Annotated in this window: 17 protein-coding genes; 11 read left to right on the top strand and 6 right to left on the bottom strand. The window is 61.9% G+C overall.

The window, feature by feature from the left end:
- The first annotated feature begins 22 nt into the window (after positions 1 to 22).
- Positions 23 to 709, top strand: a complete 687-nt coding sequence (gene lepB, locus RCH09_RS07340) for a signal peptidase I (RefSeq protein ID WP_326940409.1) — start codon at positions 23 to 25, stop codon at positions 707 to 709.
- Between the two features lie 76 nt (positions 710 to 785).
- Positions 786 to 1,133 (top strand): hypothetical protein, encoded by a 348-nt coding sequence (locus tag RCH09_RS07335; protein WP_326940408.1) that lies wholly within the window; start codon positions 786 to 788, stop codon positions 1,131 to 1,133.
- A gap of 35 nt (positions 1,134 to 1,168) precedes the next feature.
- Here RCH09_RS07335 and glnE read toward each other — a convergent pair whose 3' ends face one another.
- Complete coding sequence (gene glnE, locus RCH09_RS07330) at positions 1,169 to 3,895, bottom strand: bifunctional [glutamate--ammonia ligase]-adenylyl-L-tyrosine phosphorylase/[glutamate--ammonia-ligase] adenylyltransferase (protein WP_326940407.1); 2,727 nt, start codon at positions 3,893 to 3,895, stop codon at positions 1,169 to 1,171.
- Positions 3,896 to 4,013: 118 nt separating this feature from the next.
- Here glnE and RCH09_RS07325 point away from each other — a divergent pair, with 118 nt between their 5' ends.
- The 4 genes from RCH09_RS07325 to aroG all read left to right on the top strand — a co-directional run bounded on the left by RCH09_RS07325 (position 4,014) and on the right by aroG (position 11,882).
- A complete protein-coding gene (locus RCH09_RS07325) occupies positions 4,014 to 8,216 on the top strand; it encodes a YhdP family protein (RefSeq protein WP_326940406.1) in 4,203 nt (1,400 codons plus the stop codon).
- Between the two features lie 4 nt (positions 8,217 to 8,220).
- The gene (locus RCH09_RS07320; protein WP_326940405.1) at positions 8,221 to 9,030 is read left to right on the top strand and encodes a carbon-nitrogen hydrolase family protein; all 810 of its coding nucleotides are present in this window, start codon (positions 8,221 to 8,223) and stop codon (positions 9,028 to 9,030) included.
- A 42-nt stretch (positions 9,031 to 9,072) separates the two neighbouring features.
- On the top strand, positions 9,073 to 10,533 hold the full coding sequence (gene tldD, locus RCH09_RS07315) for a metalloprotease TldD (protein ID WP_326940404.1): 1,461 nt from the start codon (positions 9,073 to 9,075) through the stop codon (positions 10,531 to 10,533).
- Positions 10,534 to 10,817: 284 nt separating this feature from the next.
- Positions 10,818 to 11,882, top strand: coding sequence for a 3-deoxy-7-phosphoheptulonate synthase AroG (gene aroG / locus RCH09_RS07310; RefSeq protein WP_326940403.1), 1,065 nt, complete (start codon positions 10,818 to 10,820; stop codon positions 11,880 to 11,882).
- A 9-nt stretch (positions 11,883 to 11,891) separates the two neighbouring features.
- On the opposite strand, the gene RCH09_RS07305 is transcribed toward aroG, so the two are convergent.
- The 3 genes from RCH09_RS07305 to RCH09_RS07295 are packed head-to-tail and all read right to left on the bottom strand — an operon-like array spanning position 11,892 to position 13,323.
- Complete coding sequence (locus RCH09_RS07305) at positions 11,892 to 12,521, bottom strand: retropepsin-like aspartic protease family protein (RefSeq protein WP_326940402.1); 630 nt, start codon at positions 12,519 to 12,521, stop codon at positions 11,892 to 11,894.
- A complete protein-coding gene (locus RCH09_RS07300; protein WP_326940401.1) occupies positions 12,518 to 12,817 on the bottom strand; it encodes a hypothetical protein in 300 nt (99 codons plus the stop codon). The genes RCH09_RS07305 and RCH09_RS07300 overlap by 4 nt, the downstream gene beginning before the upstream one ends.
- Positions 12,818 to 12,837: 20 nt before the next feature.
- Complete coding sequence (locus RCH09_RS07295; protein WP_326940400.1) at positions 12,838 to 13,323, bottom strand: YajQ family cyclic di-GMP-binding protein; 486 nt, start codon at positions 13,321 to 13,323, stop codon at positions 12,838 to 12,840.
- 110 nt (positions 13,324 to 13,433) lie between these two features.
- Here RCH09_RS07295 and murB point away from each other — a divergent pair, with 110 nt between their 5' ends.
- From murB to RCH09_RS07270, 5 genes are all read left to right on the top strand, one after another.
- A complete protein-coding gene (gene murB / locus RCH09_RS07290) occupies positions 13,434 to 14,456 on the top strand; it encodes a UDP-N-acetylmuramate dehydrogenase (protein WP_326940399.1) in 1,023 nt (340 codons plus the stop codon).
- 119 nt (positions 14,457 to 14,575) lie between these two features.
- Positions 14,576 to 15,985, top strand: a complete 1,410-nt coding sequence (locus RCH09_RS07285) for a sensor histidine kinase (RefSeq protein WP_326940398.1) — start codon at positions 14,576 to 14,578, stop codon at positions 15,983 to 15,985.
- Complete coding sequence (locus RCH09_RS07280; RefSeq protein WP_326940397.1) at positions 15,975 to 16,421, top strand: response regulator; 447 nt, start codon at positions 15,975 to 15,977, stop codon at positions 16,419 to 16,421. Before RCH09_RS07285 ends, RCH09_RS07280 begins: the two co-directional genes overlap by 11 nt.
- A 9-nt stretch (positions 16,422 to 16,430) precedes the next feature.
- Complete coding sequence (locus RCH09_RS07275; protein WP_326940396.1) at positions 16,431 to 19,010, top strand: EAL domain-containing protein; 2,580 nt, start codon at positions 16,431 to 16,433, stop codon at positions 19,008 to 19,010.
- Between the two features lie 67 nt (positions 19,011 to 19,077).
- Positions 19,078 to 20,208 (top strand): hypothetical protein, encoded by a 1,131-nt coding sequence (locus RCH09_RS07270; protein WP_326940395.1) that lies wholly within the window; start codon positions 19,078 to 19,080, stop codon positions 20,206 to 20,208.
- Between the two features lie 15 nt (positions 20,209 to 20,223).
- Here the strand turns inward: RCH09_RS07270 and ppnP are convergent, their stop codons facing one another.
- Positions 20,224 to 20,538, bottom strand: coding sequence for a pyrimidine/purine nucleoside phosphorylase (ppnP, locus tag RCH09_RS07265; RefSeq protein WP_326940394.1), 315 nt, complete (start codon positions 20,536 to 20,538; stop codon positions 20,224 to 20,226).
- Positions 20,539 to 20,599: 61 nt separating this feature from the next.
- Positions 20,600 to 21,832, bottom strand: a complete 1,233-nt coding sequence (locus RCH09_RS07260) for an argininosuccinate synthase (RefSeq protein WP_326940393.1) — start codon at positions 21,830 to 21,832, stop codon at positions 20,600 to 20,602.
- Positions 21,833 to 21,843 lie beyond the last annotated feature (11 nt).

The following is a 21,843-nucleotide window of genomic DNA, read 5'->3' as shown; positions in this document are numbered from 1 at the left end:
CATTATCCATTTCGACAACATCATGGCCTTCATCAAGAAACTCATTGCCGGAAACAAGGGATTCGTCGTCTTCATGGTCGGCATGATCCTGGTGCGTAGCGCGATTGCCGACTGGTACACCGTCCCGTCGGGCTCGATGTATCCGAACCTGATGATTGGTGATCGCATCGTCGCCGACCGCATCGCCTACGATCTGAAGGTGCCGTTCACCGATATCATCGTCACCCGCATCGCGGACCCGAAGCGCGGCGACATCGTCACCTTCTCGTCGCCGGAAGATGGACTGCGACTGGTCAAGCGGCTGATCGGTTTGCCCGGTGATACGGTGGAAATGCGCGACGAAGTGCTATACATCAACGGTCAGCCGGCTACTTACGCCGATGCCAACGGTGAAATCCGCCATCATGTCACCCCGGACTATGCAGGCAGGCAAGTGGTGCTCAACGAACAGATCCTTGGCAGTCAGCGGCCGATCATGTTGATGCCGGAACGCGGCGATACGCTGCGCACGTTCGGGCCGATCCAGGTGCCGCAGGGCCAATATCTGATGCTGGGCGACAGCCGCGACAACAGTCGCGATTCGCGTTACATCGGCTTCGTCAAACGCGAACTGATCACGGGGCGGGTTGGGCGGGTGGCCTTTTCACTCGACACCGAGCGCTATTTCAAGCCGCGCTTCGAGCGCTTCGGCGCATCGCTGATCAATTAAGCTCCGGCGCAACGGAACGCGGCTCGGGTCGACCTGAGCCGCCTCAGATTGTCCGGCCTACGGCCGGCTCTTCAACATGCGTGGCGAGGGCTCCGGACAAACGGGCAATGGTGTGATCTTTCGCAATATCCGTGTCGAGGACAAGCGACCGACATTGCAGAGCTTTTTCATCGCAATGAAGGGCGCCGCACCGTACGACGCCAGTGGCCAGGCCCGGGGCGCCGGCGACATGACCGGCGTGCTGTTTCAGAATATCGCCATTGCGGCGCCCAGCGTACTGGGCGAGCCGGAGATATTGTGGGGCGCGGCGGGTAGCGCGTTCACCAACATCACCTTTGACAATGTGACGATTGGCGGCGTCAAGCTGGTCAGCCAGGGTCAATTCAACACCAATGGCTATGTCAACAATCTGATTTTCAAATAACGGTCCCGGTGCGCTGCCCCTTGCGGCTGGCACTGCTAGCCAAACACCTCGGTCCACAGGTGCTGCACGGCGGCATGTTCGGCCGCAATCCGTTCGAACGGCACCAGCGCCCGCTCGTCGCCACGCAGTCGTGCGCTGTGCTGCAGCTTGCGATACAGGCGGTAGGCATCAGCCACTGCGGCGGCGGACGCCGGATCGATCAGGCCAAGTTCGCCAGCCAGCCGCAGCAGCGAGATATTGCCGATATCGGCCGTCAGCTGCGGATACGCCGCCGCGTGCAGCAGGATCAGATACTGGACGATGAACTCGATGTCGATCATGCCGCCACTGTGCTGCTTGAGATCGAACAGCGCATCCTTGCCGTGCTGCGCGGCGATCATCTTCTGGCGCATCGCCAGCACATCGTGCTGTAACTCGCGGGCGATGCGGGGCGTGCGCAATACCTGTTCGCGCAGCGCTTCAAAGCGCTGGCCAATGGCGCTGTCGCCGGCGCAGAATCGGGCGCGCGTGAGGGCCTGGTGCTCCCATACCCAGGCCGAATGCGTCTGGTATTTTTCAAATGCGGCGATCGGCGACACCAGCAAGCCGCTGGCGCCGTCCGGCCGCAACGCCGTGTCAATGTCGAACAGGATGCCGGCCGAGGTATGACTGGTCATCCAGGTGATGAAGCGCTGCGCCAGCTTGGCGTACTGCGCCGGCGCCTCGGAGTCGTCATCGTCATACAGGAAAATGACGTCCAGATCGGACGAATAACCGAGTTCCTTGCTGCCCAGCTTGCCATACGCGATGACGGCGAAACGGGGTGTCTCGCGATGGCGATTGGGCAGCGTCTGCCAGACTGCACGCACGGTCGCATCGACCAGAATATCGGCCAGCGTCGATAAATGATCGGCCAGCCGCTCGACGCTCAGGTCGCCTTCCAGATCCTGTGCCAGCAGATGCAGTGTTTGCGCATGATGCATCTCGCGCAGCGCATCCATCTGCCGTTCGGTGTCGCCGGCGCTGGCGTCAAGTTGCTGCTGCAACTCCAGCGCGAAAGCCGGCCAGTCCGGTGGCGCGCGCAAGCTCCGGTCGTCGAGCAGTTCATCGAGCAGGATCGGATGGCGGGTCAGGTATTTGGCGGCCCAATCGCTGGCGCTCATCATGCGGATGACGCGCTGCAGGGTGTGCGGAAACTCGGTCAGCAGGGCCAGATAGGCGGCGCGCCGCGCCACGGTTTCCAGAAAATCGAGCAGGCGCTCCAGGGTCGGCAGTTGCGTGCTACCGCACTCGACGATCAGCGGCAATGCCGCCGTGATCAAATTGATCAGGCGGTTGCGGCTGATTTCAGGCAGCGCCTGCAGTCGCGCTGATTGCCAGCTCGCCAGCAAACGTTGTGCGGCGTGCTTTGCATCGGTAAAGCCGAGCGCCGCGAGATGCGGAGCGATGGTGTCCTCGCGGTCGCCGCTGGCGAGTACATCGTGGATGCCGGCATTGACAGCCTGGTCGGTGCCAGATTCGCCGACGCCGATGCGTTCGGCGAAGATCGCATCGAACTGCGCCGAGACCAGCGCGCGTTGCTGCGCCAGCGCCAGCATGAAACTGCCGGTATCGCCAAACCCCATCATCTGCGCCACCAGCAGGCAATCCGGTGCATTGGCCGGCAGGGTATGGGTTTGCGCATCGTCGAGATACTGCAGCCGGTGTTCGAGATTGCGCAGGAACGTATAGGCCTCCAGCAGCTGCGTCACGATGGCCGGCTCCAGCAGTTCCTTCTCTGCCAGCGTGCGCAATACGGCGCGCGTCGAGCGGGCGCGCAATGCCGCCTCACGGCCACCGCGGATGAGTTGAAATACCTGCGCCAGAAATTCGATCTCGCGAATGCCGCCGCGTCCCAGCTTGACGTTATTGCTGCGCTCGGGATGACGCACTTCAAGGCGCGTGACTTCCGCGCGGATCTGGCCATGCATGCTGCGCAACGCATCGATCGACCCGTAGTCCAGATAGCGTCGATACACGAACGGCAGGACGATCTTGTCGAGCGCCGCGATGTCGTCGGCGTCGCCGCAGATTGCGCGTGCCTTGACCCAGGCATAGCGTTCCCAGTCACGCCCCTGCACCATCAGGTATTCCTCGACCATGCCGAGACTGGCCGCCAGCGGACCGGAATTGCCGTTGGGCCGCAGTGCCATGTCAACCCTGAAGGTAAAGCCATCCTGCGTGATCTCGGACAGATCGCCGATCAGGCGACGGCCCAGCCGGATAAAGAATTCATGATTCGACAGGCTGCGCTGGCCGGGGCCGGCAGTGCGGGTATCGCCATCTTCCGGGTAGACGAAGATCAGGTCGATGTCCGACGAGACATTGAGTTCGCCACCGCCCAGCTTGCCCATCCCGAGGACGATCAGCTGCTGCGGCAAGCCGCTTTCGTCACCTGTTGGTGTCCCATGCAGGGCTTGCAGTTCGTCCGTCAGTGCGCGCACATGGGTGCAGATGGCGAATTCGGCAAACGCGCTCATGGTATCGACGACGCCGGCAAGATCGGTCTTGCCGGCCAGATCGCGCTCGACCAGCGTCACCACGATCAGGTTGCGCAACCAGCGCATCGCGCGGGGCAACGGCAAACCTTGTGCAGTTTCTTTTTGCAATAAGCGCGCAAACAGCGCGGGGCAGAGGGATAATCCGTCCAATGCAGCCAGTTGCGCGGCACGATCGGCGTTGGCGGCACGCCAGCGCGAGGCGAACCGGGAAGCACATGGGGTGGTCAAAGCGGGGTTCGTCATCCTGGCGCAATCGTTTTTCTGGAAAATTATTAATGATGTGGCAACGTGAGATGTTCGATGACCGGGTTATTCATTCTATGCGAAGCTGGCTGATGCGTTCGCGCTGGTTCGCACTCTGATGGCGGTCGATCAGGCGCCAGGTGCGCCAGTGGGTCGCCGGCTGGCGTTGTGCCGGCACCTGTTGCGAGGCGGGTATCGCTACCTGAATCGGGCCACCTTCCATACGCTGGGTGCGCTGTGGAAGCTGCTGTTGGCCGTGTACTTTCTGTTTTGTCTGGCGTTCCTGCTGCTGCGCTACGTGGTGCTGCCCAATATCGACCACTACAAGAGCAATGTCGAACAGCTCACCAGCCGTGCACTGGGCCAGCCGGTCACGATCGGTGCCATTGGCGCGGTATGGCAGGGGCTGTACCCGACGCTCTCGCTGGGCAATGTCATCATTCATGACCAGCGTGGCGGCGCGGCGCTGACCCTGCCGATGGTCAATGCGACGCTTTCCTGGTGGAGTGTACCGGCAGCCGAACTGCGGCTGCGCCGCCTGGAGCTGGATCGGCCTGACATCGACATCGTGCGCGACCCGGAGGGGAAAATCCGGATTGGCGGGATCGCGCTGCAATCGGGCCGGCCCGAAGACGGCAAGGGTGCCGACTGGGTGCTGGCGCAGCGCGAGATCGTCATTCGCGGCGGCCAGGTGCACTGGATCGACCAGCAACGCGGTGCGCCGGAGCTGGTCCTGCAGGCAGTCGACTTCACGCTGCGCAACGATTGGCACCATCACCAGGCCGCGCTCAAGGCGCTGCCACCGGTCGAACTGGCCGGGCCGATCGATGTGCGCGCCGCCTTCGATCATCCCCACTTTGCCCGCCGCATCTCGGATCCGGCGCAGTGGACCGGTGAGATCTACGCCGATTTGCGCAATACGGACCTGGCGGTCTGGAAGGCCTGGGTCGATTACCCGTTCGAAGTACAGCAAGGCTCCGGCTCGCTGCGCGCGTGGCTCAGCGTCGATCGCGCCCGCGTCGCCGATTTCACCGCTGACCTGAATCTGGCGCAGGTGGAAACCCGCCTGGCCAAGGATCTGCAGCCGTTGAGCCTGACCGCGGTCACCGGCCGCATGTCGGTGCGCGAAGTGCTGGACGCGCGTGTCACCGATGGCAAGCCGACCTTCGGCGCGCGCGGGCACACCATCGCCTTGACCAATTTTTCGATGCGCTCCAGTGACGGCCTGTACCTGCCACTGACTACGATCAGCGAGACCTACACCGCAGCCACGCGCAGCGCGCCCGGCAAGTATCTGGTCAGCGCGCGCCTGCTGGATCTCGAAGCACTGGCCGGCCTGGTCGAGCGGCTGCCGGTGCCGGCATCGCAGCGGCAGTTGCTGGCCGACTTCGCACCACGCGGCCAGCTCAAGGATTTCAGCGCCAGCTGGCAGGGCGACTACCCGGCGATTTCAGCGTACCGGGTCAAGGGGCAGTTCGTCGGCCTGAGCCTCAATCCACAAGCCGAACGCGCCGCGGCGCCCCAATCGGCGACCTTGCCGGCGCAGGCGGCGGTGCCGGCCATCCCGGGCTTTGACAACCTCAGCGGTGCGATCGACGCCTCCGAACATGGTGGTAGTCTCGATCTGGCCTCGACTGCGCTCAAGCTGCGCGTGCCGGGTCTGTTCAGCGAGCCGGTGATGGCGTTCGATGCCTTGTCGATGCGTTCGCGCTGGAGCTTCCCCAAGAAGGACCAGGTGCTGCTGCAACTGGACCGGCTCGATGTCGTGCAGGAGGGCGTTCAGCTGACACTCAGCGGTCATCACGGCATGTCGCTTGGCAGCGATGGCAAGCAACCTGGCGACACCGACCTGACGGCCAGGGTGGCGCGACTGGACCTCAACCGCATCGCGCAATTGCTGCCGTTGCAGACGCCGGACCATACCCGCAACTGGCTGAGCGGGGCGCTGTTGCAGGGGCAATTGCAGGACGTGGTGGTGCATTTGAAGGGCGACCTGGCGCACTTCCCGTTCCGGGTCGACAAGCCCGGCGACAAGCCCAAGGGCGAATTTACCGTCAAGGGCAAGATCGACAACGGCACGCTGAACTATGTGCCCGAGCTCAGCGCCAAGGACAGCAAATTGCCATTGTGGCCACTGGCCGAGAAAATCAAGGGCCAGCTGCTGATCGACCGCACCCGCCTGGAAGTGCGGGCCGACAGTGCCGTGACGCAGAACGTTGCGCTCACCAACGTCAAGGCAGTGATCGGCGATTTGCTGTCGAACGACGCGCAACTCGATATCGACGGCGAAGCCAGCGGCACGCTGCAAGACATGGTGCGCTATGTCAACGTCAGTCCTGTTTTCGACTGGATCGGGCACTTTACCGAGGACACCCGCGCCAGTGGTCCGGCCCGGCTCGGCTTGAAGCTCAAGTTGCCGCTGGCGCACATCATCGACGCCAAAGTGGTCGGGGTGCTGCAATTTCTGAACAACGACGTGACGATGCTGGCCGTGATTCCACCGCTGACCCAAACCACCGGCAAGCTCGAATTCAATGAACGCGGATTCACGCTCAATGCCATCAAGGCCAATTTCATCGGCGCCCCGGCAACCTTGTCGGGTGGCTCGCAGCGTGACGGCAACATCGTCGTCAAGGCTGACGGCGGTGTGTCGGTGGACGGACTGCGCAAAACGTATCCGACCGCCACCATGCAGCGCTTTCTGCAGCGGGCGTCGGGGGCGACGCGCTTCAATACCACGATCAATGTGCGCAAACATCACACTGACGTGGTGATCGAATCGACCATGCAGGGCTTCGGGCTAGACCTGCCCGTGCCGTTGCGCAAGGCGACGACCGATGTCCTGCCGTTGCGCTTTGAGCTCAACAGCGTGATTGCCGACGATGCCTCGCTGCGCGACGACATCCGGCTGGCGCTGGGCACCGCGGTATCGGCCAAGTATCTGCGGGTCAAGGCGGCCGACAAAGGCGCACGCTGGCGCTTGCTGCGCGGTGGCATTGGCGTCAATGCGCCGGCCCCGGAACCGGATAGCGGCGTGCATATCAATGCCAGCCTGCGTTCGCTCAATCTGGATGCATGGCGCTCGCTGACAGCCTTCGTGGCCGGACCGGAAAAGACCCGGGACAGTGCGGCGGTATTGCTCGATGACGGCGTCGACCTGACCCAGTTCATCGAGCCCGACATCATGGCGGCACGTGCCACCGAATTGATCATCGGCGGCAAGAAGCTCGATAACGTGGTCGTCGGGGTCTCGCGTCAGAAGGACCTGTGGCAAGCCAACATTGATGCCACACAGGCCTCAGGTTACCTGTCGTGGGCGGAAGCAGCGCCAGGACGGGGGCTGGGCAAGGTGACGGCACGACTCTCGGCACTGACAATCCCGCGCACCGCGACCGCCGAAGTCAGTGATTTGCTGGAAGCCAAGGAAGCCACATCGCAGATTCCCGAGCTGGACCTGGTAGCCGAAAATTTCCAGCTGCAGGGCAAGAACTTTGGCCGGGTCGAGCTGCTGGCCAATAACAGCGTCAACGGCGGCGGCAACGAATGGCGCATCAGCAAATTGTCGATCATCAATTCGGATGTGGAGCTCAAGGCGTCCGGGAAGTTCTCCAGCAAGGAGGGCAACAGCGTCACCAATCTGATCTATTCGCTGGATATTTCCGATGCCGGCAAGTTGCTCGAGCGCTTCGGCTTTGCCAATGTCCTGCGCGGCGGAAAAGGCAAGATGGATGGCGACCTGACCTGGGCCGGCTTGCCGTTCTCGCTGGATATTCCCAGCCTGACCGGGCGGATTCAACTTGACCTGGCCTCGGGGCAGTTCCTGAAAGTCGATCCGGGCGCGGCGAAATTACTTGGTGTGTTGAGCTTGCAATCGTTGCCGCGCCGGTTGACACTGGACTTCCGGGACGTATTTTCGCAGGGCTTCGCGTTTGATGGCATTACCGCCAACGCGATGATCGCCAAGGGCGTCGCCAGGACCAGCAATTTCAAGATGCGCAGTGTGAATGCCACGGTGCTGCTGGATGGCTCGGTCGACATCGCCGCCGAGACCCAGGCGCTGCATGTCGTGGTGCTGCCCGAGGTCAATGTCGGAACAGCATCGGTGGTGTACGCGCTGGCAATCAACCCGGTGATCGGGCTGGGTTCGTTCCTGGCGCAGTTATTCCTGCGTGACCCGTTGATGCGTGCCTTCACCTTTGAATACGACATCAGCGGGCCCTGGAAAGACCCGGTGGTGCAAAAGCTGGACCAGAAGGCGCGGGCATCGACGCCGCCCAAGCCGCCTGCCTCACAGACCGGTGCGGCCGACATTTCAGGATGATGCGATGACGACAACTTCTTTTTCGGTAGCAGCGATTCAAATGGTGTCGACCGCCTCGGTCGAACAGAACTGCGCCAGCGCGCAACGCCTGGTCGCCGAAGCCGCCGGGCGCGGCGCGCAGCTGGTGTTGTTGCCCGAGTACTGGCCGGTAATGGGCATGCACGAAAGCGACAAGGTCGGGCTGGCCGAGCAATCCGACGACGGACCCATCCAGAGTTGCATGGCGTCGATGGCACGCCAGCACGGCATCTGGCTCATCGGCGGCACGCTGCCGATGGCAACCACCGAAACCGGCAAGATCCGCAACACCACGCTGGTCTACAATCCGGCCGGTGAACGCGTGGCGCGCTACGACAAGATCCATTTGTTCAGTTTTACCAAGGGCGATGAATCCTACGATGAGGCGCGCACCATTGCGCACGGCGCCGAGATCAAGACCTTCGAGGCGCCGTTTGGCCGTGTCGGGTTATCGGTCTGCTACGACTTGCGCTTCCCGGAGTTGTACCGCGCCATGGGCCATTGCGCGCTGATCGTGGTGCCGGCCGCATTCACCTGGACCACCGGGCGCGCGCACTGGGAGATCCTGTTGCGTGCACGCGCCATCGAAAACCAGTGCTACGTGCTGGCTGCGGCGCAGGGCGGGCAGCACCAGAACGGACGCCGCACTTGGGGCCACAGCATGCTGATCGATCCGTGGGGCGAGATTCTCGATGTGTTGCCGGAAGGCGAGGGCCTTGTAATCGGGCACACTGAACCCCATCATCTTGAAAACGTCCGCGATAGTCTGCCGGCACTGCACCACCGCCGCCTCTGATCTACAATCCCGCCCAGGACCTCATTGCAAAGCACCCCAATCATGAAACTGTTCGAACCCGATTTTTCCAATCTCGCCGTCGCCCGCGATGTGCTGTTGACACCATTCGGCCTCGATGAGGCCAAGGCAATCAAGGCCATCGGCACGATGTTCACGCACAAGGTCGACTACGCCGATCTGTATTTTCAGCTGACCCGCAGCGAAAGCTGGAGCCTGGAAGAAGGCGTCGTCAAGACCGGCAGTTTCTCGATCGACCAGGGTGTCGGTGTGCGCGCCGTCTCCGGTGACAAGACCGCGTTTGCGTATTCCGATGAAATCTCGGAACGCGCCCTGCTCGAAGCCGCCGCCGCGACCCGCACCATCGGCCGGCAAGGGGCCGGCAAGGTAAAAGTCGCCGGCAACACCCAGCACGCGGGTGGTCGCGCGCTGTACCTGCCGAATGACCCGCTGACTTCGATGGACGCGACCGACAAGATCAAGCTGCTCGAACGCGTCGAACGCATCGCGCGCGCCAAGGACCCGCGCATCGTGCAGGTCCGCGCCAGCCTGGCGGCCGAATACGATGTGGTGCTGGTGCTGCGCAGCGACGGTGTGCTGGCCGCCGACATCCGGCCACTGGTGCGCATGTCCATCACGGTGATCGCTGAACAAAACGGACGGCGTGAGTCGGGTTCGTCGGGCGGCGGTGGACGTTACAGTTACGGCTACTTCACCGATGCGCTGATCGAGCAATATGCCAGCGATGCCGTCGCAGGTGCGCTGGTCAATCTGGAAGCGCGCCCGGCCCCGGCCGGGCCGATGACGGTCGTGCTCGGGCCGGGCTGGCCGGGCATCCTGCTGCACGAGGCCATCGGTCACGGGCTGGAAGGCGACTTCAATCGCAAGGGTTCCAGCACCTTTGCCGGCATGATCGGCGAACGGGTTGCGGCCAAGGGCGTCACTGTGGTTGACGATGGCACCATTGCCAACCGGCGCGGCTCGATGAACATGGACGATGAAGGCAACGCCTCGCAATGCACCACGCTGATCGAAGACGGCATCCTGAAGGGCTACATCCAGGACACCATGAACGCCCGGCTGATGAAGATGCCGGTCACCGGCAATGCCCGGCGCGAGTCGTTTGCGCATCTGCCGATGCCGCGCATGACCAATACCTACATGCTGGGCGGCGACCGTGATCCGGCCGAAATCATCGGCTCGGTCAAGAATGGTTTGTACGCGGTCAATTTCGGCGGTGGTCAGGTCGACATCACCAACGGCAAGTTCGTGTTCTCGGCCAGCGAAGCCTACATGATCGAGGATGGCAAGGTCACGTACCCGGTCAAGGGCGCGACGCTGATCGGCAACGGTCCTGAAGTCCTGAACCGGGTTTCGATGATTGGCAATGACATGCGGCTCGATTCCGGCGTCGGCGTGTGTGGCAAGGAAGGGCAGAGCGTTCCGGTCGGCGTCGGCCAGCCAACCCTGCGCATCGATGGCGTGACGGTGGGCGGAACCGCCTGATTCGTCGGAATGCCAACGGATACGCCGGCGAGGCTTGCCAAAGCCGGCGTTATGCTGCACTATCGTTTCCACTGAATACGAACCACTGACTTCGACCTCCGATGCCACAGCGCCACGATTACTTTTACTTTTACTTTAGCGATTCCAGCCCAACGGCGGTGGAAATGCGGCAGGTTCACGTAAAAGCAAGATCAGCGTAGCCCGACCAGATTCCTTGAAAACCGCCAGAAATGGCGGTTTTTTTTATTTCCGCTTTTACTTGATTATCTTGACTGGAGAACACCATGCCCCGCACCGATGATTTGCGCATCCGGGAAATGAAAGAACTGACGCCGCCCTCGCATCTGATCCGCGAGTTCGCCTGCTCGGACAATGCCGCGACCGTGGCCGCCGATTCGCGCAATGCCCTGCATCGCATCCTGCACGGGCAGGATGATCGTGTGATGGTCGTCATCGGACCGTGCTCCATCCATGACCCGAAGGCCGCGCTGGAATACGCCGCATTGCTGGCGGATGCTCGCGCGCTGTTTGCCGGGGAACTGGAAATCGTCATGCGGGTGTACTTCGAGAAGCCGCGCACCACGGTCGGCTGGAAGGGCATGATCAATGACCCGTACATGGACAACAGCTTTCGTATCAACGACGGCCTGCGCATGGCGCGTGAACTGCTGTTGAAGATCAACGAAATGGGCCTGCCGGCCGGTACCGAATTCCTCGACGTCATCAGCCCGCAGTACATCGCCGACCTGATCAGCTGGGGCGCCATTGGTGCGCGCACCACGGAATCGCAGGTGCATCGCGAATTGGCATCCGGCCTGTCGTGCCCGGTCGGATTCAAGAATGGCACCGATGGCAATATCAAGATCGCCGTCGATGCCATCAAGGCGGCGTCGCAGCCGCATCATTTCCTGTCGGTGACCAAAGGCGGCCATTCGGCCATCGTCTCGACCAACGGCAATGAAGACTGCCACATCATTCTGCGCGGCGGCAAGACGCCGAACTACGATGCTGCCAGCGTCGATGTCGCCTGCAAGGACATCGCCGCCGCCGGTCTGGCGGCACGGCTGATGATTGATGCCTCGCATGCCAACAGCAGTAAAAACCCACAAAACCAGATTCCGGTGTGCGCCGACATTGCACGCCAGATTGCTGGCGGCGACACCCGCATCGTCGGCTTGATGATCGAATCGCATCTGGTGGCGGGACGCCAGGATCTGATTCCGGGCAAGGAGCTGGTGTATGGGCAATCGGTGACCGATGGCTGTATCAGTTGGGCAGAGAGTATCGGTGTGCTGGAAGGCCTGGCGCAGGCGGTCAAGCAACGCCGCCTGAAAGATCCCGACGCCTGACGGCGGGATTCAGAAGCGCTTGGTGAGCACCATGCGCTCGCCATCGCGCTGCATCTGCGTGCGGTTCAGGAACGACATGCCCAACAACAGGAAGGGCAGGTTGCTTTCATGGACCATGGCGTCGACCTGGCTGAGCTCGATGTCGCCGATCCGTACGCTGTTGAGACGGACTTGATACACCGGCACCACACCGTTGGCGGTGCTGGAAAACCCGCGCTGGCCACCCTTGAAATCGATGCCCAGCCGGCGCGCCTCCTGGGTCGACATCGAAATCATGCTGGCGCCGGTGTCGACCAGCATGGTCACGCCGACGCCGTTGATCTGACCTGCCGTGATGAAGTGTCCGCGACTGTCGGCCTGCAAGGTGACGCTCGCGGCGCCGCCCGACTCGGAACGGCTGAAATGGGTGCCGATGGCGAGCGTCTGGCGCTTGCCGTGATCGTCGATCTGCGCTGCGGTCTCGGTGACGCCGATCAGTTTCACGCCGTCGGAAATCGTTGCGCCAATCGCATACGTCTTGGGCGCAGCGGCATCGACCAGCAGCACTGCCTTGCCCGGAAACAGGCCGACCACGCCGATGCTGCCGGCATGGGCCGCGACACCGTTCAGGCCACACAGCAGGATCAGCGCGACCTTCATTTGCGCTGCTCCGGGAACGCTGCCACATGCAAGGCCATCAGCAGATACAGTTCCTCCCAGACTTCCGCCGGAAACCCGGCGCGGTCGCCGCGATCATCGATGGTCAGTTTGGTGAAGTACAGGTTCAGCTCGGGGTAGCCCCACATTGCCTGGATCGCGCTGAGAATCTGTGGGAACAGCTTTTCCAGCGGCGTCTGATCGCCTTGGTGAGGCGTTGCCGGTGATGCGCGGCTGCGCGTTTCCGCACGCACGACTGGCGCAGCCGTGATCAGGGCTGGAAATGAGTAGCGCGGCATCTGGGCAGCTACAGCGGGCGTTAGTCGCGGAAGTTGTTGAATTCGAGCGGCAGGTCGGCAATGTCCTTGCGCAGCGTGGCCATCGCTGCCTGCAGGTCGTCGCGCTTGGCGCCAGTGATGCGCACGGCGTCGCCCTGGATGCTGGCCTGCACTTTCATCTTGCTGTCCTTGATCACGCGGACGATCTTTTTGGCGGCTTCGGTTTCGATGCCGTTCTTGATCTTGATGACCTGCTTGACCTTGTCGCCGCCGATTTTCTTGATCTCGCCGACATCAAGAAAACGCAAGTCGACGTTGCGCTTGGAGAGCTTGTTGTTCAGGACGTCACGCACCTGGCTGAGCTGGAAATCGGCATCGGCATACGCGGTGAGTTCGAATTCCTTTTGTTCTATCCGGGCGTCGCTGCCCTTGAAATCAAAGCGCGTCGAGATTTCCTTGTTGGCCTGTTCGACGGCATTCTTGACCTCGACACTGTTTGCTTCTGAAACTACGTCAAACGACGGCATGATCGATTCCTTAAGGGGGTGCAGCGGGGGTGCAGGATTTCTTTAAACTGAGGCTGATTTTAACGGACAAAAAAATGGTTGCCTACCTTTGATGCGATAAACTGGCGCGCATGCCTTTGTCCTCCGTAATTTCCCGCGATTTTTCCCTGCGCCTGCACAATACGTTCGGGATTGAAAGTCATGCCGATTCGTACCTTCCGGTGCGATCGGCGGCCGATTTGCAGGCCATGCTGGACGACCCGCAGTTGTCGCGCCTGCCCCAGCTGATGCTGGGCGGCGGCAGCAATATCGTGCTCACGGGCGACTTCCATGGATTGGTGCTGCATAGCTGCAGCAGTGGCATCGAGATTGTCGACGCGGATGACAATACGACGCTGGTGCGTGCCGCCGCCGGGGTCGGGTGGCAGGCGCTGGTGGAATGGACGCTGCAGCATGGTCTGGGCGGACTCGAAAATCTGTCGCTGATTCCGGGCAGTGTCGGCGCAGCGCCGATTCAGAACATTGGCGCGTATGGCGTGGAGATGAGTGCCTGTTTTCATTCGCTGACCGCGTTTGATCTGACCGACGGCACGCTGTTCACGCTGGACCGGGCTGCCTGCGAGTTCGGCTACCGCGACAGTGTCTTCAAGCGCGCACTGCGCGGCCGCGCCATGATCCTCGACGTGACCTTTGCGCTGCCACGACGCTGGACCCCGAATCTGCGCTATGCCGAGCTGGCCGCCGAGCTGGCGCATTTGCCCGCGCCAAGCATGCAGCAGGTCAGCGCGGCAGTTAGTGCGATCCGCCGACGCAAGTTGCCCGATCCCGCCGTCATCGGCAATGCCGGCAGTTTTTTCAAGAACCCGCTGGTGTCGCGTGCGCTGCGCGATGACTTGCTGGCGTCGTATCCCGGCCTGGTCAGTCACGATCAACCGGATGGCAGCAGCAAGCTTGCCGCCGGCTGGCTCATCGAGCAGTGCGGCTGGAAAGGCAAGACCCTAGGCGCCGCCGGCGTCTATGAAAAACAGGCGCTGGTACTGGTCAATCGCGGCGGTGCGCGCGGCGCCGACGTCATGGCGCTGGCGCAAAAAATTGAGTCGCATGTGCGGCAACGTTTCGGCGTGACGCTGGAGGCGGAGCCGGTCATTGTCTGAGCGTCATCGGTAGGTATTGGCGGGCTACCGAGAGTAACAACCCGCCCTGTGGATAGCTGTTACATTATTCTTGCTTGCAAGATATTCAGCGTCATTCAAAGCGGGAGTACCTTCCTTCGATGTCACCCAATAAGCAACCCGCTTCCACTTCGCCGCTTCCTGCTGTCGGCATTGCCGCGGCATTGCTGGCGCTCGCTCTGATCGCCGCCGTTTCTCTCGCCAGCATCAGCGATCTGGCGCGCCGCGCCGCGTGGGTGGTGCATACCAACGAGGTGATCAGCCGAATCGAAGAGGTTGGCTCACTGCTCAAGGATGCGCAGAGTGCCGCGCGCGGCTTTGTGATTACCGAGCGCCCGGGATTTCTGCGCCCCTACGACGAGGCCCGCCGCCTCCTGCCGGAGCGATTTGCCGCCCTCGACACACTGGTCGCCGACAATCCGGTGCAGCAGCGTTCCATCATCGCGTTGCAGACGCATGCGCGCGAAGCGCTGGCATTTAACGCGCGCCTGCTGGAAATTCGCCACACGGGAAGCGCCGATGAGGCGAAGGCATTTGTCGAGCGGGGCGGCGGCGATGGCGCCATGCAGCGCATCCGCGAGCAGGCGGCATCGATGATTGGCTACGAACGCAGCCTGCTGGCCGAACGTGAAAATCGAACCGAAGTTAGTGTTCGGCGTGCCCGCGCCTTCATTCTGCTCGGTGCGATGGTGGGCGGGCTGCTCAGCGCCAGCGCGTTCCTGTTGGTGCGTGCCGAAAACCGCAAGCGCCGCATCGCTGACGACGCGCTGCTCAAGGCCAATGCCAGTCTGCTGCAGCGTGCCACCGAACTCGAAGCCACCAATAAGGAACTGGAAAGCTTCAGCTATTCGATTTCGCATGATTTGCGTATTCCGTTGCGCGCGGTGTCAGGCTATACGCGCATGCTCGACGAAGACTACGGACAATTGCTCGACGCCGAGGGGCATCGCCTGCTCGATGTGATTCGCGACAACAGCAAGCGCATGGGCAATCTGATCGACGATCTGCTGACCTTTTCGCGGCTCGGGCGACAGGGGCTGCAAGTTGATCAGATCGACATGCGCGGACTGGTCGACAACGCCATCACGCAGGTGCGGCGCAAGGGTGATTATCCGGATTCGCAGATCGAGATCGGTGATCTGCCAAAGGCATATGGCGACCATGCCCTGTTGCAGCAGGTGTGGATGAATCTGCTGTCGAATGCGCTCAAGTACAGTGGCACGATGGCGCAACCGTGCATCCGCATCAATGGCACCCGCACCGCCGACGAAACCATTTACGCCGTGGCCGACAATGGCGTCGGCTTCGACATGCAGTATTACCACAAGCTGTTCGGCGTTTTCCAGCGCCTGCACTCGGCCGATGAATTCCCCGGCACCGGGGTTGGCCTTGCCATCAGCCAGCGCATCGTGGTAAAGCATCGTGGACGCATCTGGGCGGAGTCGGCGTTGGGCGCTGGCGCCACGTTCTTTTTCTCGATCCCCAATCAGGAGTTGCCGCATGAGCAATGACGAGTTCCAGCAAGTCGATATCCTGTTGGTGGAGGACACCGCCACCGATGCCGAAATGACCATTCGCGCCTTGCGCCGGCGCGGTCTGGCCAACAGCCTGATCTGGGTCAAGGATGGCAGTGAAGCGCTTGATTTCCTATACCGGACCGGAAAATTTGCCGGGGTGACGAATGGCAAGCCGAAGCTGGTGCTGCTGGATGTGAAAATGCCGAAAGTCGATGGCATTGAAGTGCTGCGACGGATTCGCGGCGATGAAGTCCTGCGCATGATTCCAGTCGTGATGCTCACCTCATCGGCGGAGGAACGCGATGTCGTCGAAAGTTATGCGCTGGGCGCCAACAGTTATATCGTCAAGCCGGTCGACACCCTCGAATTCGACAAGGTCATTACTGAAACCGGGCTGTACTGGATGCTCGTCAACAAGGTACCACTATGAGATTTTGCCGTGAGTGAAATACTGAAGGTCCTGATGCTCGAAGACGTCGCGACCGAGGCCGAACTGGCCAGGCGCGAACTGATTCGGGGCGGGTTGAATATCGAGGTGTCGCGGGTGGAAACCCGCAATGCGTTCATCGCACAGATGGCCGAGTTTCGGCCGGACGTGATCCTGTCGGACTTCTCCCTGCCGGGATTCGATGGCATCAGCGCGCTCAAGCTGGCGCGCGATGCCCATCCGGAGATTCCGTTTATCTTCGTCTCCGGCACCATCGGCGAAGAAACCGCCATCAATGCGCTCAAGGGCGGCGCAGTCGACTATCTTCTGAAAACCAATTTGCAGCGACTTGCCATTGCGGTGCGGCGTGCAGTCGACGAGGCGCGTGGACAGGCTGCGCGGGTGCGCGCCGAATCACGCTTTCATGATCTGATCGAATATGCACCGCATGCGATCGTCGTGATCGACCAGCATGGCTGCATCGACATCGTCAACGCGCAAGCCGAATTGCTGTTTGGTTATGCGCGCAGCGAGATGCTCGGGGCCAGCGCCAATTTGCTGGTGACGACGGCGTCGGCGCAGTGGCATGTGCTACCGCCCGACAGCGCTGCATCAAGCGGCGGCACGGTCAGCTTTGAACTGACCGCGCAGCGTCGTGACGGCACCCGGTTTCCCGCAGAAATCAGTCTGAGCCGCTTGCAAACCGCCGATGGCTTGTGGATATCCAGCGTGATCCGCGATGTCTCCGAGCGCTGGGCGCAGCAGGAGCGGTTGCTGCGGATGACGCGTATTCGCACTATTCTCGGCAGCATCAACTCGGTCATCCTGCGCGTGCGCGACAAGCAAACCCTGCTCGACGAAGCCTGCCGCATCGCTTTCGAGCAGGGTGAGTTCGCCGGCGCCGTGGTCGGCGTTCGGGACGCCGAAACGCAGGTCATGCGGCCGGTGGCATGGGCCGGTGTCGATGAGCCATTCCTGCACGCGCTGGAACTCATCGCGAACGAACCGGTCCGGCCCGGGCAGGGCCTGATCGGGCTCGCCTTGCGCGACATGCACAGCGTCATCAGCAACGATATCGGCAGCGACCCGCGCATGGCGCCGTGGCGCAGCCAGTTTCTCGAGCGGGGATATCGATCGGCGTTTGTGGTGCCGTTGATGGCCGGTGAACATCCGTTCGGCATTCTTGCGCTGCTGTCCGAGCACGTCGATGCCTTCAACGACGATGAACAACATCTGCTCTCGGAGCTGGCCGACGACATCTCGTTCTCGCACGATTTCATCGCCAAGGAAGAGCAGATCAATTATCTGGCCTACTTTGATTCATTGACGGGCTTGCCCAACCGCGCGCTGTTCCTCGAGCGGGTCGGACAACTGCTCAATGCCAATGCCAGCGGGGCGCAGGATCATCTGGCGATGGTGCTCATCGATGTCGAGCGCTTCCGGCATATCAACGAAACCTTTGGCCGGCTCGCCGGCGACGAACTGCTGCGGGTGGTGGCGCGTCGCCTGCGCGACAGCCTGCCCGATGCCGGCTATCTGGCCCGCATCAATGCCGATTCCTTCGCCTTCATTGCGCGTGGCAACTGCGACGCCGTGGATGTGGCCGCGCTGATCGAAAAAGATCTGGCCGGCGTGGTGGGCGAGCCGATGCAGATTCGCGACAAGAGCGTGCGGCTGACCATGCGCGCCGGCATTGCCATGTATCCGATTGACGGTGCCGACAGCGACAGCCTGCTGCGCAACGCCGAAGCCGCGCTGAAAGATGCCAAGATCGCCAAGGTGCGCTCGTTGTTCTACACCGCCGACATGAATGCCCGCACTGCCGAACGCTATTCGCTGGAAGGGCGCTTGCGGCGCGCGCTGGAAGAACAGCAGTTCGTGCTGCACTACCAGCCCAAGGTCGACCTGCAGAATGGCCGGATTGTCGGCATGGAAGCGTTGATTCGCTGGAATGAGCCTGGTGTCGGCCTGGTGCCGCCGCTCCAGTTCATCCCGATGCTGGAGGAAAGCGGCCTGATCGTCGAGGTCGGCAGCTGGGTCATTGCGCATGCGCATCAGCAGTACCAGGCATGGAGCGCGATGGGACTGGCGGTGCCGCGCATCGCCGTGAATGTCTCGCAGCTGCAGATTCGCCAGAATGACTTCGTGCCGCGCGTGCTGGCGATCCTTGCGGTGGGCGAGTCGAGCGACCTGGAGATCGAGATTACCGAGAGCCTGTTCATGGATGACAACGATCCGAACGTATCGCGCGGCAAGCTGGCGGCGCTGCGCGAAGCCGGCCTGACGATTGCAATCGACGATTTCGGCACCGGCTATTCGTCGCTCAGCTATCTGGCCAGGCTGCCGATCGACACCCTGAAAATCGACCGCTCCTTCATCACCGGCATGACCAGCAGCGCCGAGAATATGGCGATCGTATCGACCATCATTTCGCTGGCCGAATCGTTGCGCCTGGGCTCGGTCGCGGAAGGCGTCGAAACCATCGAGCAACGCGAGCAGTTGCGCCTGCTGGGTTGCGACCAGATGCAGGGATTCCTGTTCAGCCCCGGCGTGCCGGCGGACGTCATGGCCGGCATGCTGACGCTGCAGTGAGTCATTGTCGTCGGGCGACAATAAAACGGCAATTGCTGTCCTATTGCGGTCGTGCGACAATCAACGCATGACGAATTTCGATGACATTCAGGTCAGTCGCCCCGCGCTTGCCGAGGGTTATCTGGCGTTGCTGGCCGGCCAGCCCGGCCGTCCCATCGCCCTGTTTGCGCCGCGCCGGATTGGCAAGACCTGGTTCCTGAAGAACGATCTGGTGCCGATCGCGCAACGCGCCGGCTATCTGGCGGTGTACGCCGACCTGTGGTTGCAGCGCAGCGCGCCGCTGGAGGCGATCAATTACGCCATCGAGGAGGCGCTCGATGACGTCACGGTGCCGTCCGGCGCCATCGGCCGGATTGCAAAAACACCGATCAAGCGCATTGCCGGCGTGGAGTTTGGCGCCGAACCGGCGCGCCGCCCCTTGCCCGACAATCCGGCGCTGCGCTTCGATGCGCTGATTCTGAAGCTGGCGCGCGCCAGCGGCAAACCGATTCTGTTGATGCTCGACGAGATCCAGGCGCTGGCCGAATCGGCCGACGGCGCGGCGGTGATCGCCAGCATCCGTGCGGTGCTCTCGCACCGGCAGGCGAAGGTGAGTGCCGTGTTCACCGGTTCCTCGCAGGCGGCCTTGAGTTCGATGATGTCAACGGTCGGCGCGCCGATGTATCAGTTCACGCAGCTGCTCGATTTTCCGACGCTGGGGGACGATTATCTGAAGCTGCTGGCGAAGCATTTCCGCAGCGTGCATCCGGCCAAGGCGCTGGATCTGGCGGCGCTGCGCGAGGCCTTCGCGTACATCGGCTACAAGCCCGCGCTGATCAAGGACATCGTCAAGGAGATGTCGGCCGAGGGCAATGTCGATGTCGCCGCCGCGCTCAGGAAGTTCACCGCCAGCGAACGGCAGGTGGCAGGCTGGGAGGCCAACTTTGCCGTGCTGGCGCCGATCGAGCAGGCGCTGCTGGTGGCGCTGGCGCATGGCCTGGCGCCGCTGGCGCGCGACACGCTGGAGCTGCTCAGCCGCAGCAGCGGCGACGCGGTCACGATTTCGCGGGTGCGCGCTGCACTGGAACGATTGAAGAAGGCTGGCGTGCTGGCCAAGCCGGGCAGCGGCTACCTGATCGAGGATCGCCTGTTCATGGATTACATCGCAGGACTGAATTTGCCCAAAATGCCGCGTCCGGAGCGCAAGCTGGGCGACTGATCCGGTCCGGCGTTGTCACACGAAATGGCAGACGTAATCGAGCATCTCGAGCGTCTCGATTTCGAAGCTGGAGTGGGCCGGCACATCGAATTGCTGGCCGGCCGCGAAGCTGGTCCAATCGGTTTGCCCGGCCAGCCGGATGCGACATGCGCCGGACAGCAGCTCCATGGTTTCGGCGGCGCCGGTGTTGAACGTCAGCAGCGAGGGAAAAATCACTCCCAAGGTTTTTTTGCTGCCATCGGCAAACAGCACGGTGTGCGAAACGCATTTGCCGTCGAAATACACATTCGCGCGCTTGCGCACTGCGACTTGATCGAATTGGTCGGACATCATGTCACCTTTGAACGGGATGAAAAAAAAGCGGCCGGGAGGCCGCTTCGGACAGTGCGAATTAACTGCCGCGCTTTTCGCGCGCAATCGCCGCGATGCGCATGCGCAAGGCATTGAGCTTGATGAAGCCGCCGGCGTCGGCCTGGTTGTAGGCGCCGCCGTCTTCATCGAAGGTCGAGATTTTCATGTCGAACAGCGAATCGGTTTTTGAATCGCGCGACACCACGATCACATTGCCCTTGTACAGCTTCAGGCGCACCCAGCCATTGACCGAATGCTGGGTATGGTCGATCAGGGTTTGCAGTGCGACGCGCTCCGGCGCCCACCAGTAGCCGTTGTAGATCATCGAGGCATAGCGCGGCATCAGGTCGTCTTTCAGATGCGCGACTTCGCGATCCAGCGTGATTGATTCAATCGCCCGGTGGGCGCGCAGCATGATGGTGCCGCCCGGGGTTTCGTAGCAACCGCGTGACTTCATCCCGACGTAGCGGTTTTCGACCAGGTCGAGACGGCCAATGCCGTGCTTGCCGCCCAGCCGGTTGAGTTCGGTCAGTACCGTGGCCGGCGACATGCGGGTGCCGTTCAGCGCCACGATATCGCCGCGTTCGTATTCCAGATCGAGGTATTCGGCCTGGTCTGGCGCCGCCTCCGGACTGACGGTCCAGCGCCACATTGCTTCCTCGGCTTCGGCACTCGGGTTTTCCAGATGCCGTCCCTCGAAGCTGATGTGCAGCAGGTTGGCGTCCATCGAATACGGCGCGCCGCCGTTCTTGTGCTTCATGTCGACGGCGATGCCGGCATCTTCGGCGTACTTCAGCAGCTTTTCGCGCGACAGCAGATCCCATTCACGCCATGGCGCGATGACCTTCACGTTCGGCATCAGCGCATACGCGCCCAGTTCGAAGCGGACCTGGTCATTGCCCTTGCCGGTGGCGCCATGCGAGATCGTGTCGGCGCCGCTTTCGCGGGCGATCTCGATCAGGCGCTTGGCGATCAATGGCCGGGCGATCGAGGTGCCGAGCAGATATTCGCCCTCGTACACGGTGTTGGCGCGGAACATCGGGAACACGAAATCGCGCACGAATTCTTCGCGCAGGTCATCGATGTGGATGTTCTCCGGCTTGATGCCGAACTTCAGCGCCTTCTGGCGTGCCGGTTCGAGTTCTTCGCCCTGGCCCAGGTCGGCGGTGAAGGTGACAATTTCGCAGTGATAGTTATCCTGCAACCACTTCAGGATGACGGAGGTGTCGAGGCCGCCGGAATACGCCAGCACGACTTTTTTGGTATCGCTCATGTTTTTCGTCT

It is taken from the genome of Actimicrobium sp. GrIS 1.19, assembly GCF_035984655.1.
In the GTDB taxonomy this organism is placed as follows: Bacteria; Pseudomonadota; Gammaproteobacteria; order Burkholderiales; family Burkholderiaceae_D; genus Actimicrobium.
This window is presented reverse-complemented; position numbering and strand designations above follow the sequence as displayed.